Source organism: Paucibacter sp. TC2R-5 (genome assembly GCF_025717605.1).
In the GTDB taxonomy this organism is placed as follows: Bacteria; Pseudomonadota; Gammaproteobacteria; order Burkholderiales; family Burkholderiaceae_C; genus Paucibacter_A; species Paucibacter_A albus.
In genome coordinates, this window is sequence record NZ_JAJIRQ010000005.1 from 95,985 (window position 1) to 113,991 (window position 18,007).

Here is an 18,007-nt window from a genome sequence, read left to right on the forward strand (position 1 = left end):
TACACCTTAGCGCGACCCCAGCGGCGCCGAAAAAGCCGGTAAATCTTCTTCCCGCAAACCGAGGTAAATGGGCAGCCCGGCGCGGCGGTGGATATTGATCTTGGCGTTATAGACCCGATGCGGGCGTCCATGCTTGTCGCTGATCTCGAACTCGCTGATGCCGAAGTTGCCGGCCGCATTGCGGCTACCGGTCAAGTAACAGGCAATTTCATCGATCTCCGCGCCGGCCAGGGTCAGGCCGTTCAGCGCCTTGAGGGGGCGCCGGGTGCGCTCGACAAAGTCCACCGAGTCGAGCCGCTGGATCTCGCCGCTGTGCTCATCACGCATCAAGGTGTTGAACTTGCCGAGCAAAATCTGCCCCGGCAGGGCACGCTCGATCATGCGGGCCAGCTCTATCGTCACTTGGCCGACCAAATAGCTGAAGGAGGTCGGATTGAGCCCCTCGCTTTGATAGAACTCATAGTGCGAACCGACATGGAAAGCGGCGCGCAACTGCGGCACCGACTCGGGCCGGCGTGCCCGCTCCCGCGCCAAGGCGTTATCGGCCAGGATGAACTGCAGCAGTTGGTACAGCTCGACATTGGCCTCGATGCCGCGCATGCGGTTCCAGATATAGAAGCCGTCGCCGGTAGTGGTGCGGGCGAAATTGATATTGATCTCTCGGTCCAGCAGCTTGGCATAGGCCGCATTGACCGAGCAGGACAGGCTGTTGAGTTGCACCACTTGCTGCAGCGGCGTCAGCAGCGAAAAGCCGACCGCGTCGAACAGAATCACCGCCCGGTCCTCGACCAGACGAATGCCATAACGGGCCACGATGGCGGCGATCAGATCCAGCCCCAGCCCCAGCTCGGGCGCGAAGGGCAGGGCGATGAAATGTGGCCTCAGGCCCAGCTCGGCGGCGGCTTGGCTGAATTGCTCTGCCGGCAGATGCGCTTGGTTGGCCAGTAACTCGTCCAGCAAGCGGCCGCGCCGCAGGGCCTCTTCGGGGTCGGCTGTGGCCTGGGTGAACTCGGTTAACAGCGGGTGCGGTGCGACCAGCACGGCCAAGCCTTGCTCGCCTTCGACGCCGGGCGTCCAGGCAAAAATCAGGTTTTCACCCAGATCCCACAGCGCATAAAGCAGCTGATCAAGCACGACGATGTTGTCGCGCACCTGGGCCTCGCTCAGGCCGCTCGGCAAGGCATAAGCCATGAAGCCATCAAGCCAAGATCTGCGCTTGCGGATTTCTTCGGTCACTCGACGCTCCCCTGATCAATGCTGAAGTCAGCATTGTCGGGGAAAGGTTTGCTGCTCTGCTCAAACCCGACGCACAGTTGGTTTGGCTGCAGCCAACATCAGCTGCTGCATCTGACTCTTGGCGCTCAGGCCGGTGACGACGACGCGCGGCAACTGCACCAACTCGGGCCGAACTGCCTTGCCGGTGATCACCACCCGGTCCAGTTGCGCCGGCTCGGCTGCCTCAGCAGCCTGGGCGCCGGCGGCGAAAAGGGTGGCGGCAAAAAGGACTGAAACAAAGGCTGGGGTACGCATGATGTGAGGCTCCTGGGGTGAACATCGAAGCGGCGCTTTGGGGACTCAATGCCTGCTTCGTTGAACTCAGTATCGGCAAGCGCTGGGCTTGCCGCCACGCTCATGCGACGGATTGCCGACGCTGCAGCGTGGCCTGCGCCTGCGAGCGATAAAGGGTTTACCCGTTGTTGCGGCGCCGCCGTCTGGTGGTCGCAATGAGGTCTGTTTAGGCGCAAATACACCTTCGGCCTATGATGTCAGGTTGCTTCGCCCTGTGCACACCATGTCCGACTCCCTATCTTTGCCCTCGACCGCGCCCCTGCCTTTGCCGTTTGAAATCCCGATGATTCGCGTGCGCGGTGCGCGCACCCACAATCTGAAAAACATCGATGTGGACCTGCCGCGCAACAAGCTGGTGGTGATCACCGGCTTGAGCGGCTCGGGCAAATCCAGCCTGGCGTTTGACACGCTCTATGCTGAGGGCCAGCGCCGTTACGTCGAGAGTTTGTCGGCCTATGCGCGGCAGTTCCTGCAGCTGATGGACAAGCCCGATGTCGATGTGATTGAGGGTCTGTCGCCGGCGATCTCGATCGAACAGAAAGCAACCAGCCACAACCCGCGCTCGACGGTGGGCACGGTCACCGAGATTCATGATTACCTGCGTTTGCTTTACGCCCGCGCCGGCACGCCGTTCTGCCCCGACCACAATTTGCCCTTGGAGGCGCAAAGCGTCAGCCAGATGGTGGATGCCGTCTTGGCCATGCCCGAGGACTCCAAGCTGATGTTGCTGGCACCCGTGGTGCGCGACCGCAAGGGCGAGTTTCTCGACTTGTTCGAGTCGCTGCAGGCACAGGGCTATGTACGCTTTCGCGTCGACGGCGCGACCATAGACGCGCCCGACTTCCCGGTGCTGAAGAAGACCGAGAAGCACGATATCGATGTGGTGGTAGACCGCATCAAGCTCAAAGCGCGCGACGCCAAGGACGCCGATGAAAGCGCTGATGGCCTGCGCCAGCGCTTGGCCGAGAGCTTCGAGGCGGCGCTGCGCCTGGCCGAGGGCCGCGCCTTGGTGCTGAATATGGACAGCGGCGCCGAGAAGGTTTTGTCGAGCAAGTTCGCCTGCCCCGCCTGCAGCTATTCGCTGTCGGAGTTGGAGCCACGGCTGTTCTCGTTCAACTCTCCCGTCGGCGCCTGCCCCTCCTGCGAAGGCCTGGGCCAGCTGACCATGTTCGATGCGGACAAGGTCGTCGCCTTCCCGACCTTGAGCTTGTCCAGCGGCGCGGTGAAGGGCTGGGACAGGCGCAATGCCTATACCTTCTCGATGCTGGAGGCGGTGGCGGCCCATTACAAGGTCGATATCGATCAGCCCTTCGAGGAACTGCCCGAGGCCGTGCGCCATGCCTTCTTGCATGGTTCTGGCAGCGAGGAGATTGCCTTCGTCTACCAAGCCGAGAGTGCGGCCGGCGGCCCTAAGAAGCGCGCGGTCAAACGCTCGCACCCGTTCGAGGGCATCTTGCCCAGCCTGGAGCGGCGCTTCAAGGAATCGGATTCCAGCGCGGTGCGCGAGGATCTGGCGCGCTATATGTCGGCCAAGCCCTGCCCGCATTGCGAGGGCTCGCGCCTGCGCCGGGAAGCGCGCAATGTCGTGTTGCAACCCGCCGACGCAGCGCCAGGAGCCAAGGGCCGACCGATTTATGACGTCGAACATTCGACGCTGCGTGACTGCCTAGTCTATTTTGAAGGCCTGAGGCTGAAGGGTTCCAAGGCTGAAATCGGCGACAAAGTGGTGCGCGAGATCACGTCGAGGCTGCGCTTCCTCAACGACGTCGGGCTGAACTATCTGAGCCTGGATCGCAGCGCCGATACGCTGTCGGGCGGCGAGGCGCAGCGCATCCGGCTGGCTTCGCAAATCGGCTCGGGCCTGACGGGGGTGATGTATGTGCTGGACGAGCCCAGCATCGGCCTGCATCAGCGCGATAACGACCGATTGATCGCGACGCTGCGGCGCCTGCGCGATCTGGGCAACACGGTCATCGTGGTCGAGCATGATGAGGATGCAATCCGCGCGGCCGACTATGTCTTGGACCTCGGCCCCGGCGCCGGCGTGCATGGCGGGCGCATCATGTCGCAGGGCACGCCCGAGCAGGTGGCGGCCGACCCGAATTCACCGACCGGGCGCTATCTGTCCGGCGCGGCCTGTATCGAAGTGCCGCGCGAGCGTCATCAAGTCAGCCCGCAGGCCGCGCATCACGCGCTCAAGATCATCAATGCCCGTGGCAATAATCTGAAGGGCGTGACGGTCGAGATTCCGGTCGGTCTCTTGACCTGCGTGACCGGCGTGTCCGGCTCGGGCAAGAGCACCTTGATCAATGACACGCTCTATACAGCGGTCGCCAAGAAGCTCTATCAAAGCCATGCCGACCCGGCGCCACATGACCAGATCGAGGGGCTAGAGGCCTTTGACAAGGTCATCAATGTGGACCAAAGCCCGATCGGCCGCACGCCGCGCAGCAATCCGGCCACCTATACCGGCCTGTTCACACCTATCCGCGAGCTCTTCGCCGAAATGAACACCGCGCGCGAGCGGGGTTACGGGCCCGGGCGCTTCAGCTTCAACGTCGCCGGTGGCCGCTGCGAGGCTTGCCAGGGCGACGGCGTGTTGAAGGTGGAGATGCATTTTCTGCCCGATGTCTATGTGCCTTGCGATAGCTGTTTTGGCAAGCGCTACAACCGCGAAACGCTGGAAGTGCTCTACAAGGGCAAGAACATCACCGAAGTGCTGGCGATGACGGTGGAGGACGCGCATCAGTTCTTCAGCGCCGTGCCCACGCTGGCGCGCAAGCTGCAGACGCTGCTCGATGTGGGCTTGGGCTATGTGAAGTTAGGCCAGAGTGCCACCACCTTGTCGGGCGGCGAGGCGCAGCGGGTCAAGCTGGCGCTGGAGCTGAGCAAGCGCGACACCGGCCGCACGCTTTACATCCTGGACGAGCCGACCACCGGCCTACATTTCGCCGACATCGCCTTGCTCTTGAAGGTCTTGCACCAGTTGCGCGACGCCGGCAACACCATTGTCGTGATCGAGCACAACCTCGACGTCATCAAGACGGCGGATTGGGTCATCGATATGGGGCCGGAAGGCGGCTCGGGCGGCGGCCAGCTCTTGGTGGCCGGCACACCGGAAACGGTGGCCGCCCATGAAGGCAGCCATACCGGACGCTATTTGAAGAACCTGCTGCGCTGAGCTCAAGCCTGCTTGCGGCGGGCCACCCAGGCCACTGCGAGCAAACCGGCCACCAACATGGCCCAAGTGCTTGGCTCGGGTATCGGAATCGTTGGCGGGCCGGGGGGCAGGGTGGGTATGCCGCCGCCGATATTGCCACCACCACCACCACCACCACCGCCCAAGCCAGGGTAGCCGCCGCCACCGCCGGGTGCCAGCACGCCGGGCGCCGGCAGGGGGCCACCCTCAAAGCCCGAGCCACCGGCAATCTGGGCGAAGCTGCCTGGGCTGGCCGCTGGGCCGGCCGCTGTAGGATCCAATTCCAATGGGCCTTCTGCCTCTTGCGTCGAAGAAGCTACGCTGCCGCCACCGACCGGGCCGGCTGCGCGCGGCGCGATGCGCTGAATGCGGCTGACATTGCGGCACACGGTGGGCACCAGCACGCATTGACCTTCTTCGCAATAGACCAGACCGCGCTCTTCGTAGGCCTGCGTCCATTTGGCGCGGCTGACTGTCTTGCAGACGCTGTTGGCACCGAAGTGCATATCGGTGATGGCACTGCTGTACTGGGATTGACCTTCGATACTGTCGCGCTTGATGGTGACCAACTCGTCATAGTCGCGCTTGAGCATGCGCGCCTTCAGCTTGGCCCTTACCGGCGCAGCAATGTCCTTGTAGCGGTCGACGGCTGCCACCAGGTCACCCATATAGGGGTTGACGCCGGGCTTGTCCCATGAGCAGTTTGGCAGAGTAGCGCCAGACGCTGCACTTGAGGCGGCAAGAGCGATCGATGCAAGCAAAGACATTATTTAAAATTCCGTCAAATTCAGCCCGCAGGCTGTGGGCGGCAGAGCCGTCGGTACTTCCAAAAAACAGTAACTCAGCGATTTCAAGGGTGGGGAGACGCTAATCGTGTCCCCTCAATCTGCTACACCCACAGTGTAATAAGCCTGGGTGAATGCAAGAGCCCTTGTTCTGTGGACAGATGGTCCGTGAGGGTGTGTTAGTTCACGTTTACCCTAGAAAAATACAAACTCCCTTCGGCGCAACGGTGGCGCAAGAGCTGGTGAACCCGCGGATTCGAATGTTTTTCAGTGCCGTCGGGCTCTTCGGGCTCGCGCCGACTAAATCGCTGCTAATCTGCGCAGGCTTTGCAACTGACCTCATCGCCCCAAAAATCCATGTGCTCGGCCCCAGCCCGCCTCGTGCTTTATGTTGAAGACGATCGCATCAACCTTGTGTTGATGGAAGAGGTCTTCCGGCGCCTACCCGGCTGGCGCCTGGAGTGCGCCGAGGACGGCGCGCAGGCCTTGAGCATGCTGGAAGGCTTGCAGCCCGACCTGTTGCTGATTGATATGAATCTGCCTGATATGACGGGGCTGGAATTGCTGGCGCAACTGCGCGCTATCGAGACCGGCTCCGCTCTGCGTTGTGTGGCGCTCTCGGCCGATGATTTGCCGGATCAAGTCGAGGCGGCGCGGGCAGCGGGCTTCAGTGACTACTGGGTCAAGCCCATTGATGTGATGAAGATGGTCGCTGCTTTGCAGCGAGCCTTGGCTTGAAGCACAGACAAAAAAAGGTCCGGCTGGCCGGACCTTGATGCTTTGAACCTGGCGCCGCAAGAAACCAGTCCTGCGGCTCGGTCGCTCGGTGGCCCAGGGGGCTCACGCATTACTTCAGGTGACTGTTGATCAGCTTGGTCATCTCGAACATATCGGCTTTGGCTTTGCCGAAGATTTCCTTCAGCGCCGCGTCGGCAACGATGATGCGCTTTTGGACGGCATCTTGCAGATTGTGCTTCTTGATGTATTCCCAGACCTTCTTGGTCACATCGGTGCGCGGCAGCGGTGCTGCGCCGACGATGGCTGCCAAGGCGGCGCTAGGCGTCAAGGCCTTCATGAATGCTGCATTCGGGGTGCGCTTCTTTGCGGGAGCAGCAGCCTTCTTGGCGGCAGGAGCCTTCTTGACCGCAGCAGCCTTTTTGGCGGGCGCAGCTTTCTTGGCCGGCGCAGCAGCTTTAACAGCCTTGACGGCCGGAGCCGCGGCTACTTTTTTCGCCGGTGCGGCTTTGGTGGCCGGTGCCGCTTTCTTAGCGGGCGCGGCCTTCTTTGCAGTTGCCATTTCAATTCTCTCCATCAAAAGTTGTTGATGTGCTGGTTCCGGGTGAAGGCCGCATAAGCCTTCATTTCTCTCTAGCACCTAGCAGGGGCGATGGTACTGCGGCACCAGGCGCTTGAGAAGGCTTTCATAGGGCGGCTGAGCCCAATCTCACGCCGAAATGCAGCTTGTTTACCCTAGGTGTCGCGCACCCGCATCACTTGTTGAACTTTTACCCTTGAATTGGGGCTTAGCACCGGTGCAAGCGCGGGCGTCGGCGCCTGCTCGTCAAGACATCTTGCGTGATGTTGGTGTGATTGAATTTGGCGTTAGGTATCAACGCGAAGGCGGCATGTTCGGCTTTGGGTACGAGCAGGCCATGTGCGATCAGCGATCGATCTCGTAGGACAAGAGAGCGACCGTTTCCCATTCGACCGGCTGACCGTTTTCAAGATAGGGCGCAAAGCGTGCCGAGCGTATGTCCAGCAAGGCCTGTTGGTCCAAACGCGCATAGCCGGCAGATTTTTTCAAGCTGGCTTCCTTCAGGCGGCCGTTCGCGTCGACGACGATGCGCAGGTGCACCACACCCGATTCGCCCAAACGGCGCGATAGCAGCGGCACGGTCATCTGGGGCTCGACCACATATCGCAGCGCACTTGAGGCCACTTGGCGGGGGCCGGCGGGGGCTTGGGTCGAAGGCGCTGCACTGCGAGGCGGCACCTCTACCTGAGCGTTTACAGCTGCCGTGGAAGCTTGCGGCGCGAGTTCGACCAGCGTCGGTGCCGCGTTCTGGGGCTGAACAAGAAGATGGCTGGCCATCGGCGGCGCCAGCGGAACTGGCGGAGCACTGAGTTGGCTGTTTATTGCGTGCTGCGGCAGCGCCGGCGGCGAAGTTTTGGGTGTCGGGGCCGGCGGGCTTGCGGCAATCAAGCTGAGCACGATGGGCAGGGGCTTGTTCGGCGCCGATCGCATGCCGAGCGAGTGCCACAGCCCCCAGCCCGCCAGCATATGGGCCAAGAGCACAGCCGCCAGAAACAGATGGCGGCTGGTGACCGCCAAGGCTTTGCGTTGCGTCGGCGCGCCTGATTCAGTCTGTGTCGCCTTGCTCTTGGCGGTCGATGGCTTGCTGGCTCCCCGAGGTGCCGAGGATGCGTTTGGGGTGACAAATGCGGGAATCACAAGAGGCCTTGAACTTGAGTTTGGTGAAGATCCTAGCATTAATGCGAACGATTGTTATTTGTATTTGATCGCGAGACAAAAAAATGCCCCGCGAGGCTGTGCTTCGCGGGGCAGTTGCTTGGGTGTTGGTAAGGGTGGGGCGCGGCCTAGGGCCGCGCATCGCCTCAGTGTTCGCTGTTCTTGGAGATTTTAGGTGCGGTGTGCAGGCTCAGCACCATGGTCGCCGCGAGGATCACGACCACCGCGCCCAGGGAGACCAGGACCGGGATCTTGATGATGTCGATCAACAACATCTTGGTTCCGATGAATGCCAGCACCACGGCCAGACCATAGCTGAGCAGATGGAACTTGGTCGCCATCGCGGCCAGCAAGAAGTACATCGCACGCAAGCCCAGAATGGCGAAGATGTTCGAGGTCAAGACGATGAAGGGGTCGTCGGTGATGGCGAAGATGGCCGGGATCGAATCGACCGCGAAGATCACATCGGTCATGCCGATCAACGCAATCACCAGCAGCAGCGGAGTGGCGACACGTTTGCCGTTCTCGACCGTGAAGAAGCGCTCGCCATCAAAGTTCTTGCTCACCGGCATGGTGCGACGCAGCAGCTTCAGCGCGGGGTTGGACTCAAGATCGGGCTCTTGGCCAGCTGCCCACCACATCTTGATGCCGGTGATCAGCAAGAAGGCGCCGAACACATAAAGCACCCAGTGGAACTGGGCAATCAAATAGCTGCCCACCAGAATCATCACCGTGCGCAGCACGATGGCGCCGATGATGCCGTACATCAGCACACGCTTTTGGTAGGCGGTCGGCACCGAAAAGTAGGTGAAGATCATCAGGAAGACAAAGATGTTGTCCACCGCCAGCGACTTCTCGATCAAGTAGCCGGTCAAGAACTCCAAGGCACGGGTGTTGGCCAGCTCTGTGCTGCCGGTGCTGTCTTTGATCGCCCACCAGAACAAGCCGTTGAAAGCCAGGCTCAGCGCTACCCAGACCAGTGACCAGTTGATGGCCTCTTTGACCGAGACGTCATGCGCGCCTTGCTTGCGCAAGACGACAAAGTCGACGAAGAGAGCGGCGAGCACCGAGCCGCCAAAGAAGAACCACAGCCACAGAGGCGCAATCGTATCCATTGAATATCCCGCAAAAAGCCAAACATCTACCCGGCATTGCTCAAGGCAATGGCCGCGGCCAAGAGTCGAAAGGTCTTGCGGGACGGCGCTGTGGACAGACTGCGTCCACGGCCGGCTGCGGGGCCCGGGCATCTTCACAGACGCCGTACTGACGGGCTGCCGCCACGGCTTGCACCGCGTAGCTACTCCCCCTTCGAAGCCCGCATTCTGCCAGTAAAAAGCAAGACCTGTCCCCGTCTAGGGGCAACTCTCCAGCGCGGCGAGCTGAAAAAAGTCACGGCGCGCTTGTATATTCGGCGCATGAAATTACTTCTGCGTTGGCTTCTATTGGCCGCAGCCTTGCTGTTGGTGGCTCATTTGTATCCGGGCGTGGTGGTGACCAGCTTCAGCTCGGCCTTGATCGCGGCGATGGTGCTGGGCCTGCTCAACACCTTGTTGCGGCCGGTTTTGGTGCTGCTGACCCTGCCCGTTACGGTGGTCAGCCTCGGGCTCTTCCTGTTCGTGATCAATGCCTTGATGTTCTGGGCGGCGGCGCGTTTGCTGAGCGGCTTTGATGTGGCGGGCTTTTGGGCCGCCTTGATCGGCTCCTTGATTTACAGCCTGTGCGGCATGTTGATCGACACCTTGTTCGAGCGCCTGTTCCCGGATTCGGACTGAATTCAGCCGCTCAAGGTAGCTCCGCACCCGGCGGCACGCCGCGCGGATACATCTCCGCCAGCAGCTGGCGCCGCTCGTACAGCAGGCTGCGCAGGCGCGCATCGATCACCGCCGCTTCGACCTGATCGGCATCACGGCCACGGGACTGACGCAGGCCTGAGCGGAAGCGGTCAATAGCGCCGTTCAAATCACCCATGGCCGCGCGCTCCTCGCCTTGTGCGCGCACCGCCCTCAGCGGCTGGTCCAGCTTGCTCCACAGCTGCCCCAGTTCGGCCCAGGCCAAGGGATCCATCGGGTTCAGGCTGACATAGGTCTGCAGCGCTTCGGCGGCCTCGCGCACGGTGGCCGGGTTGCTGTCGACGCGAGCCAGCTGTGCTTTTTGAATCAACATCGGCCTTGATCGCTCGCCCGCCAGCGGCTTCAAGGCCGCGTAGCCATCCGCCGCCTGACCGCGCGCCTGATTCAGCTCGGCGCGCAAGTAACGCAGCAAACGCTCGGCTTTGGGGTCCGGGCCCATCAGCTTCAGGGTCAGTTCGGCGCTGCGCAAAGCGTTTTCGGCGCGCGCAAAGTCACGCATCTTGATCGAGGCCAGCGCGCCGGTATAGCGCGCCGCCAGTTGCTCGTAGCCCTTGTTCTCGCTGCCGCCCTTGGCTTGTTGCTCACGCGCGCCGGCGTCGAGGTTTTGCAATTGGCCCCAGGCTTCGGCCCGAGCATCCATCAGCACCTTGGCGCGCGCGGCCATCAGCGCATGTTCGGCGCTGCCGGCTGGGCGTTCGTAGTCGATGGCGCCCATTCGCAAGCGCGCGTCGCCGATCCGCTCGGTGGTCAAAGGGTGGGAACGCAGATAGGGATAGGAGCCGTTGTCCATCAAATGATTGGCCTGCTCCATGCGGTCGAACATGCTGTACATGCCGGCCGGCGAGAAACCGGCCTGGTTCATCACCGTGAAGCCGACCCGGTCCGCCTCGCGCTCCATATCGCGCGAAAAACTCAGCGAGGCCTGTGCGGCAGCCGCTTGGCTGCCGACGATGGCGGCATTGGCCACGTCGGTGCTGTGGGTCCGCGAAGCGACGATCAGACCCGCCACCAAGCCGGCCAAGGCCAGCATGCTGTTGCGCGAATCGCCGGCCATGCGCCGCGCGATATGGCGCTGCGTCACATGCGACAACTCATGCGCCAGCACCGAAGCCAGCTCATCGGCCGAACCCGTCATCGCGATCAAGCCCAGATGCACGCCGACATAGCCGCCCGGCAGGGCGAAGGCGTTGATGCTGCGGTCGCGCACCAAAAATATTTCCCAGGCGAAGCGTTCGCTGGTCTCGTCGCCGATATTGCCGAGTTGCTTGGCGGTGCCGACCAGCGGCGCCCAGATGGACTGCAAATACTCCAGCAGCAAGGGGTCTTCGAGGAAGTCCGGGTCGGGGCGAATTTGCCGCATCACCTGCTCGCCAATGCGCCGCTCGGTGCCCAGGTCCAGGTCTTGCGAGACCGAGTCACCCAGCGCCGGCAGGTTCACCTGTGCATGCCCAAGCGGGCTGCCCAGGCTCAAGACCGCCGCCGCCAAAAAACTGATGGCACAGCGGCCCGGGCGACGCATCAAACTGACAGTTAGCTTTAACAACACAGACTCCAAAAAGCGCCAAGCATCTCTATGATGCACCCACAATCGTTTCCCAATTGTTGCCACGCTCCGGTGGCCCACCCTGCAATGACATCAGAACTCACTCATTTTGACGCCCAAGGCCAAGCCCATATGGTGGACGTTGCGGCCAAAGATGTCACGCACCGTGTTGCGGTCGCGGCGGGCCGCATCAGCATGCAAGCCGCTACCCTAGCATTGATCACCAGTGGCAGTGCGAAAAAGGGTGATGTTTTGGGCATCGCCCGCATCGCCGCCATCCAAGCAGCCAAACGCTGCGCCGACTTGATTCCGCTGTGCCACCCCTTGCCCTTGACGCGGGTGGCGGTCGAGTTCGAGATCGACGCGGCCGCCAACGCCGTGCTGTGCCGCGCGCAAGTCGAGACCTTGGGCCGCACCGGCGTTGAGATGGAGGCGCTGACCTCGGTGCAAATCGGCCTGCTGACTATTTACGATATGTGTAAAGCAGCGGATCGCGGCATGGTGATGGGCGATATCCGGGTGCTGGAAAAGCACGGCGGCAAGAGCGGCGACTGGTCGGCGCCTTGATCTGACCTCTTATTGGCGCAACTCGCGCCAGCTGTAGTCGCGCAGCGGCGGCTCGCATTGAAACGGCTTGAGCGCACCCGTCTCTTGCGTGAGCTCGCAGTCTTCCAGCCATTCCGTGCCGGACGGGTTGCGGAATTCCCGCAGTCTTTGCACCACATAACGGGCTTTGTCATCGTCGCCGGTCGCATGCAGTGATTTGGCCCAGGCGATCATCAGCCGCGCGTCGATCAGGTTGTGGGCGGTGCGCTGGGCCGCTGCCAGGGCAGCAGGGCCGGCGGGCAAGGAGGTGGCGGCGGCATAGTCGGCCTGCGTTGAAAACATGGCTGTGGCCTGGCCTGTGGCGATGCGCTGATGCAGCGGCTGCGCATTGGCCGAGGGCGCGTAAATATCGACCACGCGCAGATAGTCCCAAGCGGTATAGGCGCTGGCCGCCAGCATCAAGACCCCAATCCAGACCCAGCTGCTGTCGCTGGTTTTGGCTTGGCGAGGCGTTTCGTTCAAGGGCGCGCCGAGCGCCAAACCGAAGGCGAAAGCGGTCGGCAGCAGGAAGTAGGCATACCAGAGCGGGTACTCCAGCAGGCTGTGCAGCCCAATCATCAAGACCAGCATGAAGGCGCAGCGCCGCGCCACCGCGTCGCCTGCGCTGGCCGCGCGGCTGAGGGCAAAAGCGCGCCAGAGCGAGAACGCCAGCAGGCCCAAAATGGCCAGGCTCAGGGGCAGGCCTAACTCGACGGCCAGTTGCATCACGATATTGTGGGTGTGATCAAAAAAGGCAATCGGCCGGTCCGGGAAGGGCGTCATGCTCCAGGCCAGATTGAAGTCGCCCCAGCCCACCCCCATCCAGGGATTGGCCTTCAAGAGGCTCCAGGCATTGGCGATGATGGCCAGGCGCGACGGCGAGCCCGCGCCCTCGGCCAAGCGCGACTCGGCGCCCAGGGGGTGCGCGCCGCTAGCCGCCCAGACCGACAGCAGCCACCAACTCAGCGCCAGCAACATCGGCGTGGCCATCAGCGACAACTTGGCCGCGCGACCCAGCTTGCGGTCCAGCGCGCCCCAGGCCGCCAGAATCAGCACGCCGATCACGCCGGTACGCGAGGCACTGAGCACCACCGCAAACACCAGGCCGAACAGCAGTAGCGGCAAGACCAGGGCGCCGCCGAAGGATTTGAAGCGGCCCTGATCAGCCAGATACACCGCCGCCACACAGGCCCACATCAAGAGGCTGGCCAGGTGATTGGGTTGGCGCATATTGCCGACGGCGCGCCCCGGTATGCCCGAGCGCGCAATCACATGCCCATCGGCCCATGCAGGCATAAAGACCTGCACCAGGCTCACGATCAAACTCAAGACCCCCGCCAATAACAGGCCCCAGCACAGCGCCTCCAGCCAGCGCTGCCGCTCGCTGCGCTGCAGGCCCTGGCCCGCCAGCAGCAGCGCCAAAGCTGCCAAGAGCATGCCGCTATTGGCCAGCGCCAAGGCGCTAGGTAGGCTGCCGAACAGCACCGACGCCCAAGGCGCCAGTGCCAACAAACTCAGCGCGAGGGCCGCCGGCGTGAGCCGCCAGGCGGGTGCCTGCCGGCCGCTCATACAAATCAGCACCAGCCCCCAGCCGGCCAGGGCGGTGAGCTGATTGAACAGCGTCGCCGACGGAGTCAGGTTGTAGGCCAGCAGCGGCGCCACCGAGCAGGCCAAGAGCATGGCCAATAGCCCAAGGGGCTCAGGGGACGAACTGCTTGGAGAGGACGACATCAGTGAGGGGGGCGCGATCGATTTCTGCATGGGGCCGAATCATCACATGAAGCGAGCCCGTCCTCGCGCGCAAGCGCTGCAGTCGGGAACTTGACGCGACCTGTATGTGTGTACTACTATGCTGGTACACATAAGGAGCAGCTTTGAGTGCCGACAGCTTTTTCTTTCAAATCAACACCGGCTCGACCGAACCGATTTATCGGCAGTTGGTCGAGCAGGTGCGCCGCCGTGTGGCCAGCGGGCAGCTGGTCGCCGGCCAGGAAATCCCCTCGGTGCGCGAGGTCGCGCAGGCCTTGGCCGTGCACCCGATGACGATCTCCAAGGCCTATAGCCTGCTCGAAGCCGAGGGGCTGCTGGAGCGCCGGCGCGGCTTGGCGATGCGGGTGGCGGCACAGCACAGCAAAGCGCAACCGGCGCTTGACCGCCTCGAGCTGCTGCGGCCGACGCTGGAGCGGGCGGCGGCCGAGGTGCATCAGCTGGAGGTGTCGACCCGACAGGCCTTGCAGCTGTTCGATCAAATTCTCAATCAAGATCTCATTCAAGAAAAGGGAGGCGCCGCATGAGCGCAGTCACGACGTCCAGTACAGCCACTGCTGAGGTGCAAGGGCTGAGCCTGAGCTATGGCCAGCAGTCGGTCTTGAGTAACTTGGACTGGCAACTGCTGCCCGGCCAAGTTGTAGGCCTCTTGGGCCGCAACGGCTCCGGCAAGACCAGCTTGCTGGAGAGCGTGTTGGGTCTGCGCGAGCCGCAGCTCGGTGCGGTGCAGCTGTTCGGTCAGAGCGCCACTGAGCTGGACGACGCCGGCCGTGCCCGTATCGGCTATGTGCCGCAGCAAAGCGATTTGTTCGAGGGTTTCACGCCCGCGCAGCTGCTGCGTTACTTCAAGAGCTTTTATCCGCGCTGGAACGAGGCCAAGGTCGAAGGCCTTTTGTCGCGCTGGGACATTGCGCGTGACAAGCCCATTGCCAAGCTCAGCGGCGGCCAGCAGCAGCGCCTGTCCATCATCCGTGCGCTCGCTCATGAACCGGACTTGTTGGTGCTGGACGAGCCAGTGGCCAGCCTGGACCCGGCCGGGCGGCGCGACTTTCTGCGCGAGCTGGTCGAGCAGGTGTTGGACCGTGGCACGACGGTGGTGTTCTCGACCCATATCTTGTCGGACCTGGAGCGCGTTGCATTCAATGTCGCATTCTTGAAGCAAGGCCGCATCGGCTTGCAAGCGCCGCTGGATGAGTTGCTGGACGAGGTGCGCGCGGTGACGGGGCCGAGCGCGCAGTTGCAAGCGTTGATCGCCGCCGAGGGCGTGCAAGCCTTGAGCCGCAGCCCGCTGGAGGGCGGGCGCGAGCGCTGCTTGCTGCGCCTTCCCCAGTCGGGGGTGAATGACCCGCTGCCTGCTGGCCTCAGCAGTGAGCGCGTCAATCTGGAAGACCTGTTCATGGAGCTGACATGACTATGCGCAAGCTTTGGGAACAGTACGGCCCGCTCTTGGCCGCGCCATTTCAGCAGCGCCGTCACACCGGTGAGCTATGGGTGTGGCTCGCATTGCTGCTCTTGTCGGTGGCGGTGGCAATCGCTTGCGCCATCTTGGCCGACCTGAAGGCGGCGCTCGTGGTCCTTGGCATCGACGCTGGCGCGAGCGTGCTGATTCTGTGGGGTATCTGTTTTGCCAGCCTGCGGCGGCAGAACCACCCAAACGCGGCCCGTCTCGTGCCCGGCCATCTCGACCGCTTGCGCCGCTGCGCCATCGGCCTGTTGCTGTTTTTGAGCCTCATCACGGCGCTGCTGTTTGGCTCGCAGTTGGGTCAACCGCTGGCCTGGGGTTTGGGTGCGGCCGCGCTGATGCTCGTCGTGGCAGCTTTCGTCCGCTGGATACAACTGTGGTTTTACTTCTGGATTGTCATTAGCCTTGCCTTTTGGGGGCCAGTTGGTGCGGCGTGCATGCGCGTGTGGAGCGGGCTGCTGCAGTGGTACACCTTGCAGCCCGCCAGCTTGGCGCTGCTGGCCGTTCTGATCCTGCCTTGGCTGCTGAGCCGGCTGCTGCAAGACGGCGGGCCCGCACATCAAGCGAACTATCGGGCGGCCGAGAAAATCCGTTTGGCCTTTGCCGAGCAGACGCGTGGCCTGTCCACCGCCAAATACGCCGGCAAGACCGGTTTGACCATGATGCGCTTGTTCTCTTGGCCACAGCCGCTGTGGCAGCGCTATCTGCTCCAACATGCCCGGCCCGCGGCGCGCAGTGCCTTGGCGCGTGCCGAACTGGTGTACCTGGGCAATCTGCACTGGACCAGCATGCTGGGGGCTTTGACGGTTATTTCGGCGCTGTTGGCCATTGGCGCCACAGTATTTGCGCAGTTCTATACGCCGGATTGGGCCGGGCTGAGTTCCGGTGGCGGCTTTGGCCTGCAGATCGGCATCATCAGCATGGCATTGAACCCGCTGATAGGCCTGGCCGCGTGCCTGCATCGGAGCCGGCGCGAGCAGGCGCTGCTGATCTTGCTGCCCGGCATGCCGCGCGGCCAGGCGCTGAATCGGCTGATGGCGCGGCGTCTGTTGACCCAGTTCTATATGCAGTGGAGCCTCGCGCTGGTCTTGATCGGCCTGATGATGGCGCCCGCAGCGCCTGGACAGGCCTCGCGCATTGGGCTGTATGCGCTCTTGTTGGCCCTGCCTATGGGGGCTTATGTGCTGCGCGACTGGTCCCGTCAAGCCGCGCCGGTGGGCGCCCATCAAGTGCTGCCCTTGATGATCATCATCGCCGGCGGTGCGCTATTGGCCGGCATGGCCTGGTTGGGTGTGAGCATCTGGATCACGGTGGGCCTGAGCGTGGGCCTGACCTTGTTCTTGCTGCAGCGCCGCTGGCAAGGCTTGGTCAAGGGCAGCCCGGCAGCGATGCCGGTCGGGCGTTGGGCTTGACGCCCCATCACCAGCTCAGCCGGATCGCCGCAAGAGGCGATCTAGCTGTTTTCGCTGGCCCACTGTAAGAAACCCTGCCGCGTCCAGACTGCCTTGTAGGAGAGGGACTCACAGGGAAGGCTCGCACGGTCACATGAATTCTGCTTTTCTTCAATCAACTGTCGCGCAGGCGGCGCCGCTGGCGGAGGTCTGTCAGCAAGAGCAGCGCTTTCGCGAGGCGATTGCCTTGCATGGCGCCGAGCTGGCCCGCTTTATGGCCGGCTATGAGCGCGATGAGGCCAAGCGCAGGGAGCTGCTGCAGGAACTGCAACTGGCGCTGTGGCAAAGCCTGGCCGGTTTCAAAGGCGACTGTTCGCTGCGCACCTGGGTCTACCGGGTCGCGCACAACGTGGGCGCCAGCCATGTGCAGCGTAGCCTGCGACTGCGCGAGGGAAAGGGGCTGGACCTGGAGGAGTTGGAGGCGTCAGAGTCCGCCAGCCTCAGCGATCAAGGTGCAGCGATGCAGCAGACCGAGCGCGCGATCGATCTGGCTCGCATCATGGGCTGGATTCACCGCCTCAAGATGCCGGATCGCGAGCTCATGCTGCTTTACCTGGAAGGTCTGGATGCTGCAGCCATCGGCGAAGTGACGGCGCTGTCCGCCCGCAATGTCGCCACAAAAATCCACCGAATCAAGGCCCTGCTTGCCGCCAAGCACCGGGCCGGGAGTGCCTAACGATGAACCCTCACGGACCTAGGACGCAGACCGACGCGGATCTGCCGCAACAACTCTGGCAGGCGCAAGCGGTGGCCGCCCTGGACATCGATGTCGAGGCCCTGCGCGAACAATCGCGGCACTTGCAAGGTCAGATAGCGCGGCGCAATCGGCGTGAATACATGGCCGGCTACCTGTTCGTCATTCCCGCCTTCATGTTCTATGCCTGGTTCTTTCCGTCCTGGCTGATCAAGCTGGGCGCGCTGTTGACGATTCTGGCAACGCTGCTGGTGATGCAGCAACTGCGCCGCCGTGCTGGCAGCCGCCAATTGCCGGCCACGGCGATGGGCCAATCCTGGCTTGACTTCCAGCGCGCCGAGCTGCTGCGGCAGCGCGCTGCGCTGCGCTCGGTCTGGCTTTGGTATATCGGGCCATTTGTGCCGGGCTTTGTGCTGTTTGTGTGGGGTATCGAGCGCGAGTTGGCCGATCCGGCCATGGCGACCGCGTTTGCACTCTTCCGCGCCGGCGGCCTGGTGCTCGCGCTGAGCATCATCGCTCTAAACCTGCGCACAGCACGGCGCTATGAGCGCGACATCGAGGCGCTAGAGCGCCAGTTCACGGCCTCGGCCTAAATGCCGCCCCGGCCTTCCTATTGAGGTCCACTCATGATG

Annotated in this window: 17 protein-coding genes; 9 read left to right on the forward strand and 8 right to left on the reverse strand. The window is 62.8% G+C overall.

Features of this window, described 5'->3' with window-relative positions:
- Positions 1–6: 6 nt before the first annotated feature.
- Both LNV08_RS13105 and LNV08_RS13110 read right to left on the reverse strand, forming a co-directional pair.
- Positions 7–1,236, reverse strand: a complete 1,230-nt coding sequence (locus LNV08_RS13105) for a hypothetical protein (RefSeq protein ID WP_263534162.1) — start codon at positions 1,234–1,236, stop codon at positions 7–9.
- Between the two features lie 60 nt (positions 1,237–1,296).
- Entirely contained in the window at positions 1,297–1,530 is a 234-nt protein-coding gene (locus LNV08_RS13110) for a hypothetical protein (protein WP_263534163.1), read from the reverse strand.
- A 262-nt stretch (positions 1,531–1,792) separates the two neighbouring features.
- On the opposite strand from LNV08_RS13110, the gene uvrA reads away from it, so the two are divergent.
- A complete protein-coding gene (gene uvrA, locus LNV08_RS13115) occupies positions 1,793–4,750 on the forward strand; it encodes an excinuclease ABC subunit UvrA (RefSeq protein WP_414858736.1) in 2,958 nt (985 codons plus the stop codon).
- 2 nt (positions 4,751–4,752) lie between these two features.
- On the opposite strand, the gene LNV08_RS13120 is transcribed toward uvrA, so the two are convergent.
- Complete coding sequence (locus LNV08_RS13120) at positions 4,753–5,535, reverse strand: MHFG family PEP-CTERM protein (protein WP_263534164.1); 783 nt, start codon at positions 5,533–5,535, stop codon at positions 4,753–4,755.
- Positions 5,536–5,910: 375 nt separating this feature from the next.
- Between LNV08_RS13120 and LNV08_RS13125 the strand changes: the two genes are divergently transcribed.
- Positions 5,911–6,291 (forward strand): response regulator, encoded by a 381-nt coding sequence (locus tag LNV08_RS13125; protein ID WP_263534165.1) that lies wholly within the window; start codon positions 5,911–5,913, stop codon positions 6,289–6,291.
- Between the two features lie 109 nt (positions 6,292–6,400).
- On the opposite strand, the gene LNV08_RS13130 is transcribed toward LNV08_RS13125, so the two are convergent.
- From LNV08_RS13130 to LNV08_RS13140, 3 genes are all read right to left on the reverse strand, one after another.
- Complete coding sequence (locus tag LNV08_RS13130) at positions 6,401–6,850, reverse strand: SWIB/MDM2 domain-containing protein (protein WP_263534166.1); 450 nt, start codon at positions 6,848–6,850, stop codon at positions 6,401–6,403.
- Between the two features lie 363 nt (positions 6,851–7,213).
- Positions 7,214–7,885, reverse strand: a complete 672-nt coding sequence (locus tag LNV08_RS13135; protein ID WP_263534167.1) for an energy transducer TonB — start codon at positions 7,883–7,885, stop codon at positions 7,214–7,216.
- A 284-nt stretch (positions 7,886–8,169) separates the two neighbouring features.
- Positions 8,170–9,138 (reverse strand): TerC family protein, encoded by a 969-nt coding sequence (locus tag LNV08_RS13140; protein ID WP_263534168.1) that lies wholly within the window; start codon positions 9,136–9,138, stop codon positions 8,170–8,172.
- 300 nt (positions 9,139–9,438) lie between these two features.
- On the opposite strand from LNV08_RS13140, the gene LNV08_RS13145 reads away from it, so the two are divergent.
- Positions 9,439–9,795, forward strand: a complete 357-nt coding sequence (locus tag LNV08_RS13145; protein WP_263534169.1) for a phage holin family protein — start codon at positions 9,439–9,441, stop codon at positions 9,793–9,795.
- A 10-nt stretch (positions 9,796–9,805) separates the two neighbouring features.
- Here LNV08_RS13145 and LNV08_RS13150 read toward each other — a convergent pair whose 3' ends face one another.
- Entirely contained in the window at positions 9,806–11,416 is a 1,611-nt protein-coding gene (locus tag LNV08_RS13150; protein ID WP_263534170.1) for a M48 family metalloprotease, read from the reverse strand.
- Between the two features lie 87 nt (positions 11,417–11,503).
- On the opposite strand from LNV08_RS13150, the gene moaC reads away from it, so the two are divergent.
- Positions 11,504–11,983, forward strand: coding sequence for a cyclic pyranopterin monophosphate synthase MoaC (gene moaC / locus LNV08_RS13155; protein ID WP_263534171.1), 480 nt, complete (start codon positions 11,504–11,506; stop codon positions 11,981–11,983).
- 9 nt (positions 11,984–11,992) lie between these two features.
- Here the strand turns inward: moaC and LNV08_RS13160 are convergent, their stop codons facing one another.
- Positions 11,993–13,762, reverse strand: coding sequence for a PglL family O-oligosaccharyltransferase (locus tag LNV08_RS13160; RefSeq protein WP_263534172.1), 1,770 nt, complete (start codon positions 13,760–13,762; stop codon positions 11,993–11,995).
- 113 nt (positions 13,763–13,875) lie between these two features.
- Here LNV08_RS13160 and LNV08_RS13165 point away from each other — a divergent pair, with 113 nt between their 5' ends.
- The 5 genes from LNV08_RS13165 to LNV08_RS13185 all read left to right on the forward strand — a co-directional run bounded on the left by LNV08_RS13165 (position 13,876) and on the right by LNV08_RS13185 (position 17,968).
- Complete coding sequence (locus LNV08_RS13165; RefSeq protein ID WP_263534173.1) at positions 13,876–14,295, forward strand: GntR family transcriptional regulator; 420 nt, start codon at positions 13,876–13,878, stop codon at positions 14,293–14,295.
- A complete protein-coding gene (locus tag LNV08_RS13170; protein WP_263534174.1) occupies positions 14,292–15,179 on the forward strand; it encodes an ABC transporter ATP-binding protein in 888 nt (295 codons plus the stop codon). The genes LNV08_RS13165 and LNV08_RS13170 overlap by 4 nt, the downstream gene beginning before the upstream one ends.
- Positions 15,176–16,642 carry a hypothetical protein gene (locus LNV08_RS13175; RefSeq protein WP_263534175.1) on the forward strand — a complete coding sequence of 489 codons (1,467 nt, stop codon included), beginning with the start codon at positions 15,176–15,178 and terminating at the stop codon, positions 16,640–16,642. Before LNV08_RS13170 ends, LNV08_RS13175 begins: the two co-directional genes overlap by 4 nt.
- Positions 16,643–16,775: 133 nt before the next feature.
- Entirely contained in the window at positions 16,776–17,357 is a 582-nt protein-coding gene (locus LNV08_RS13180; protein WP_263534176.1) for an RNA polymerase sigma factor, read from the forward strand.
- Between the two features lie 2 nt (positions 17,358–17,359).
- Complete coding sequence (locus tag LNV08_RS13185) at positions 17,360–17,968, forward strand: hypothetical protein (protein ID WP_263534177.1); 609 nt, start codon at positions 17,360–17,362, stop codon at positions 17,966–17,968.
- Positions 17,969–18,007: the final 39 nt, after the last annotated feature.

Bases quoted from the DNA above. Each gene is read 5' to 3' on its own strand.
- LNV08_RS13110 (WP_263534163.1), bottom strand. From the start codon at position 1,530: ATGCGTACCCCAGCCTTTGTTTCAGTCCTTTTTGCCGCCACCCTTTTC.
- uvrA (WP_414858736.1), top strand. From the start codon at position 1,793: ATGTCCGACTCCCTATCTTTGCCCTCGACCGCGCCCCTGCCTTTGCCG.
- LNV08_RS13120 (WP_263534164.1), bottom strand. From the start codon at position 5,535: ATGTCTTTGCTTGCATCGATCGCTCTTGCCGCCTCAAGTGCAGCGTCT.
- LNV08_RS13125 (WP_263534165.1), top strand. From the start codon at position 5,911: ATGTGCTCGGCCCCAGCCCGCCTCGTGCTTTATGTTGAAGACGATCGC.
- LNV08_RS13130 (WP_263534166.1), bottom strand. From the start codon at position 6,850: ATGGCAACTGCAAAGAAGGCCGCGCCCGCTAAGAAAGCGGCACCGGCC.
- LNV08_RS13140 (WP_263534168.1), bottom strand. From the start codon at position 9,138: ATGGATACGATTGCGCCTCTGTGGCTGTGGTTCTTCTTTGGCGGCTCG.
- LNV08_RS13145 (WP_263534169.1), top strand. From the start codon at position 9,439: ATGAAATTACTTCTGCGTTGGCTTCTATTGGCCGCAGCCTTGCTGTTG.
- moaC (WP_263534171.1), top strand. From the start codon at position 11,504: ATGACATCAGAACTCACTCATTTTGACGCCCAAGGCCAAGCCCATATG.
- LNV08_RS13160 (WP_263534172.1), bottom strand. From the start codon at position 13,762: ATGCAGAAATCGATCGCGCCCCCCTCACTGATGTCGTCCTCTCCAAGC.
- LNV08_RS13170 (WP_263534174.1), top strand. From the start codon at position 14,292: ATGAGCGCAGTCACGACGTCCAGTACAGCCACTGCTGAGGTGCAAGGG.
- LNV08_RS13175 (WP_263534175.1), top strand. From the start codon at position 15,176: ATGACTATGCGCAAGCTTTGGGAACAGTACGGCCCGCTCTTGGCCGCG.
- LNV08_RS13180 (WP_263534176.1), top strand. From the start codon at position 16,776: ATGAATTCTGCTTTTCTTCAATCAACTGTCGCGCAGGCGGCGCCGCTG.
- LNV08_RS13185 (WP_263534177.1), top strand. From the start codon at position 17,360: ATGAACCCTCACGGACCTAGGACGCAGACCGACGCGGATCTGCCGCAA.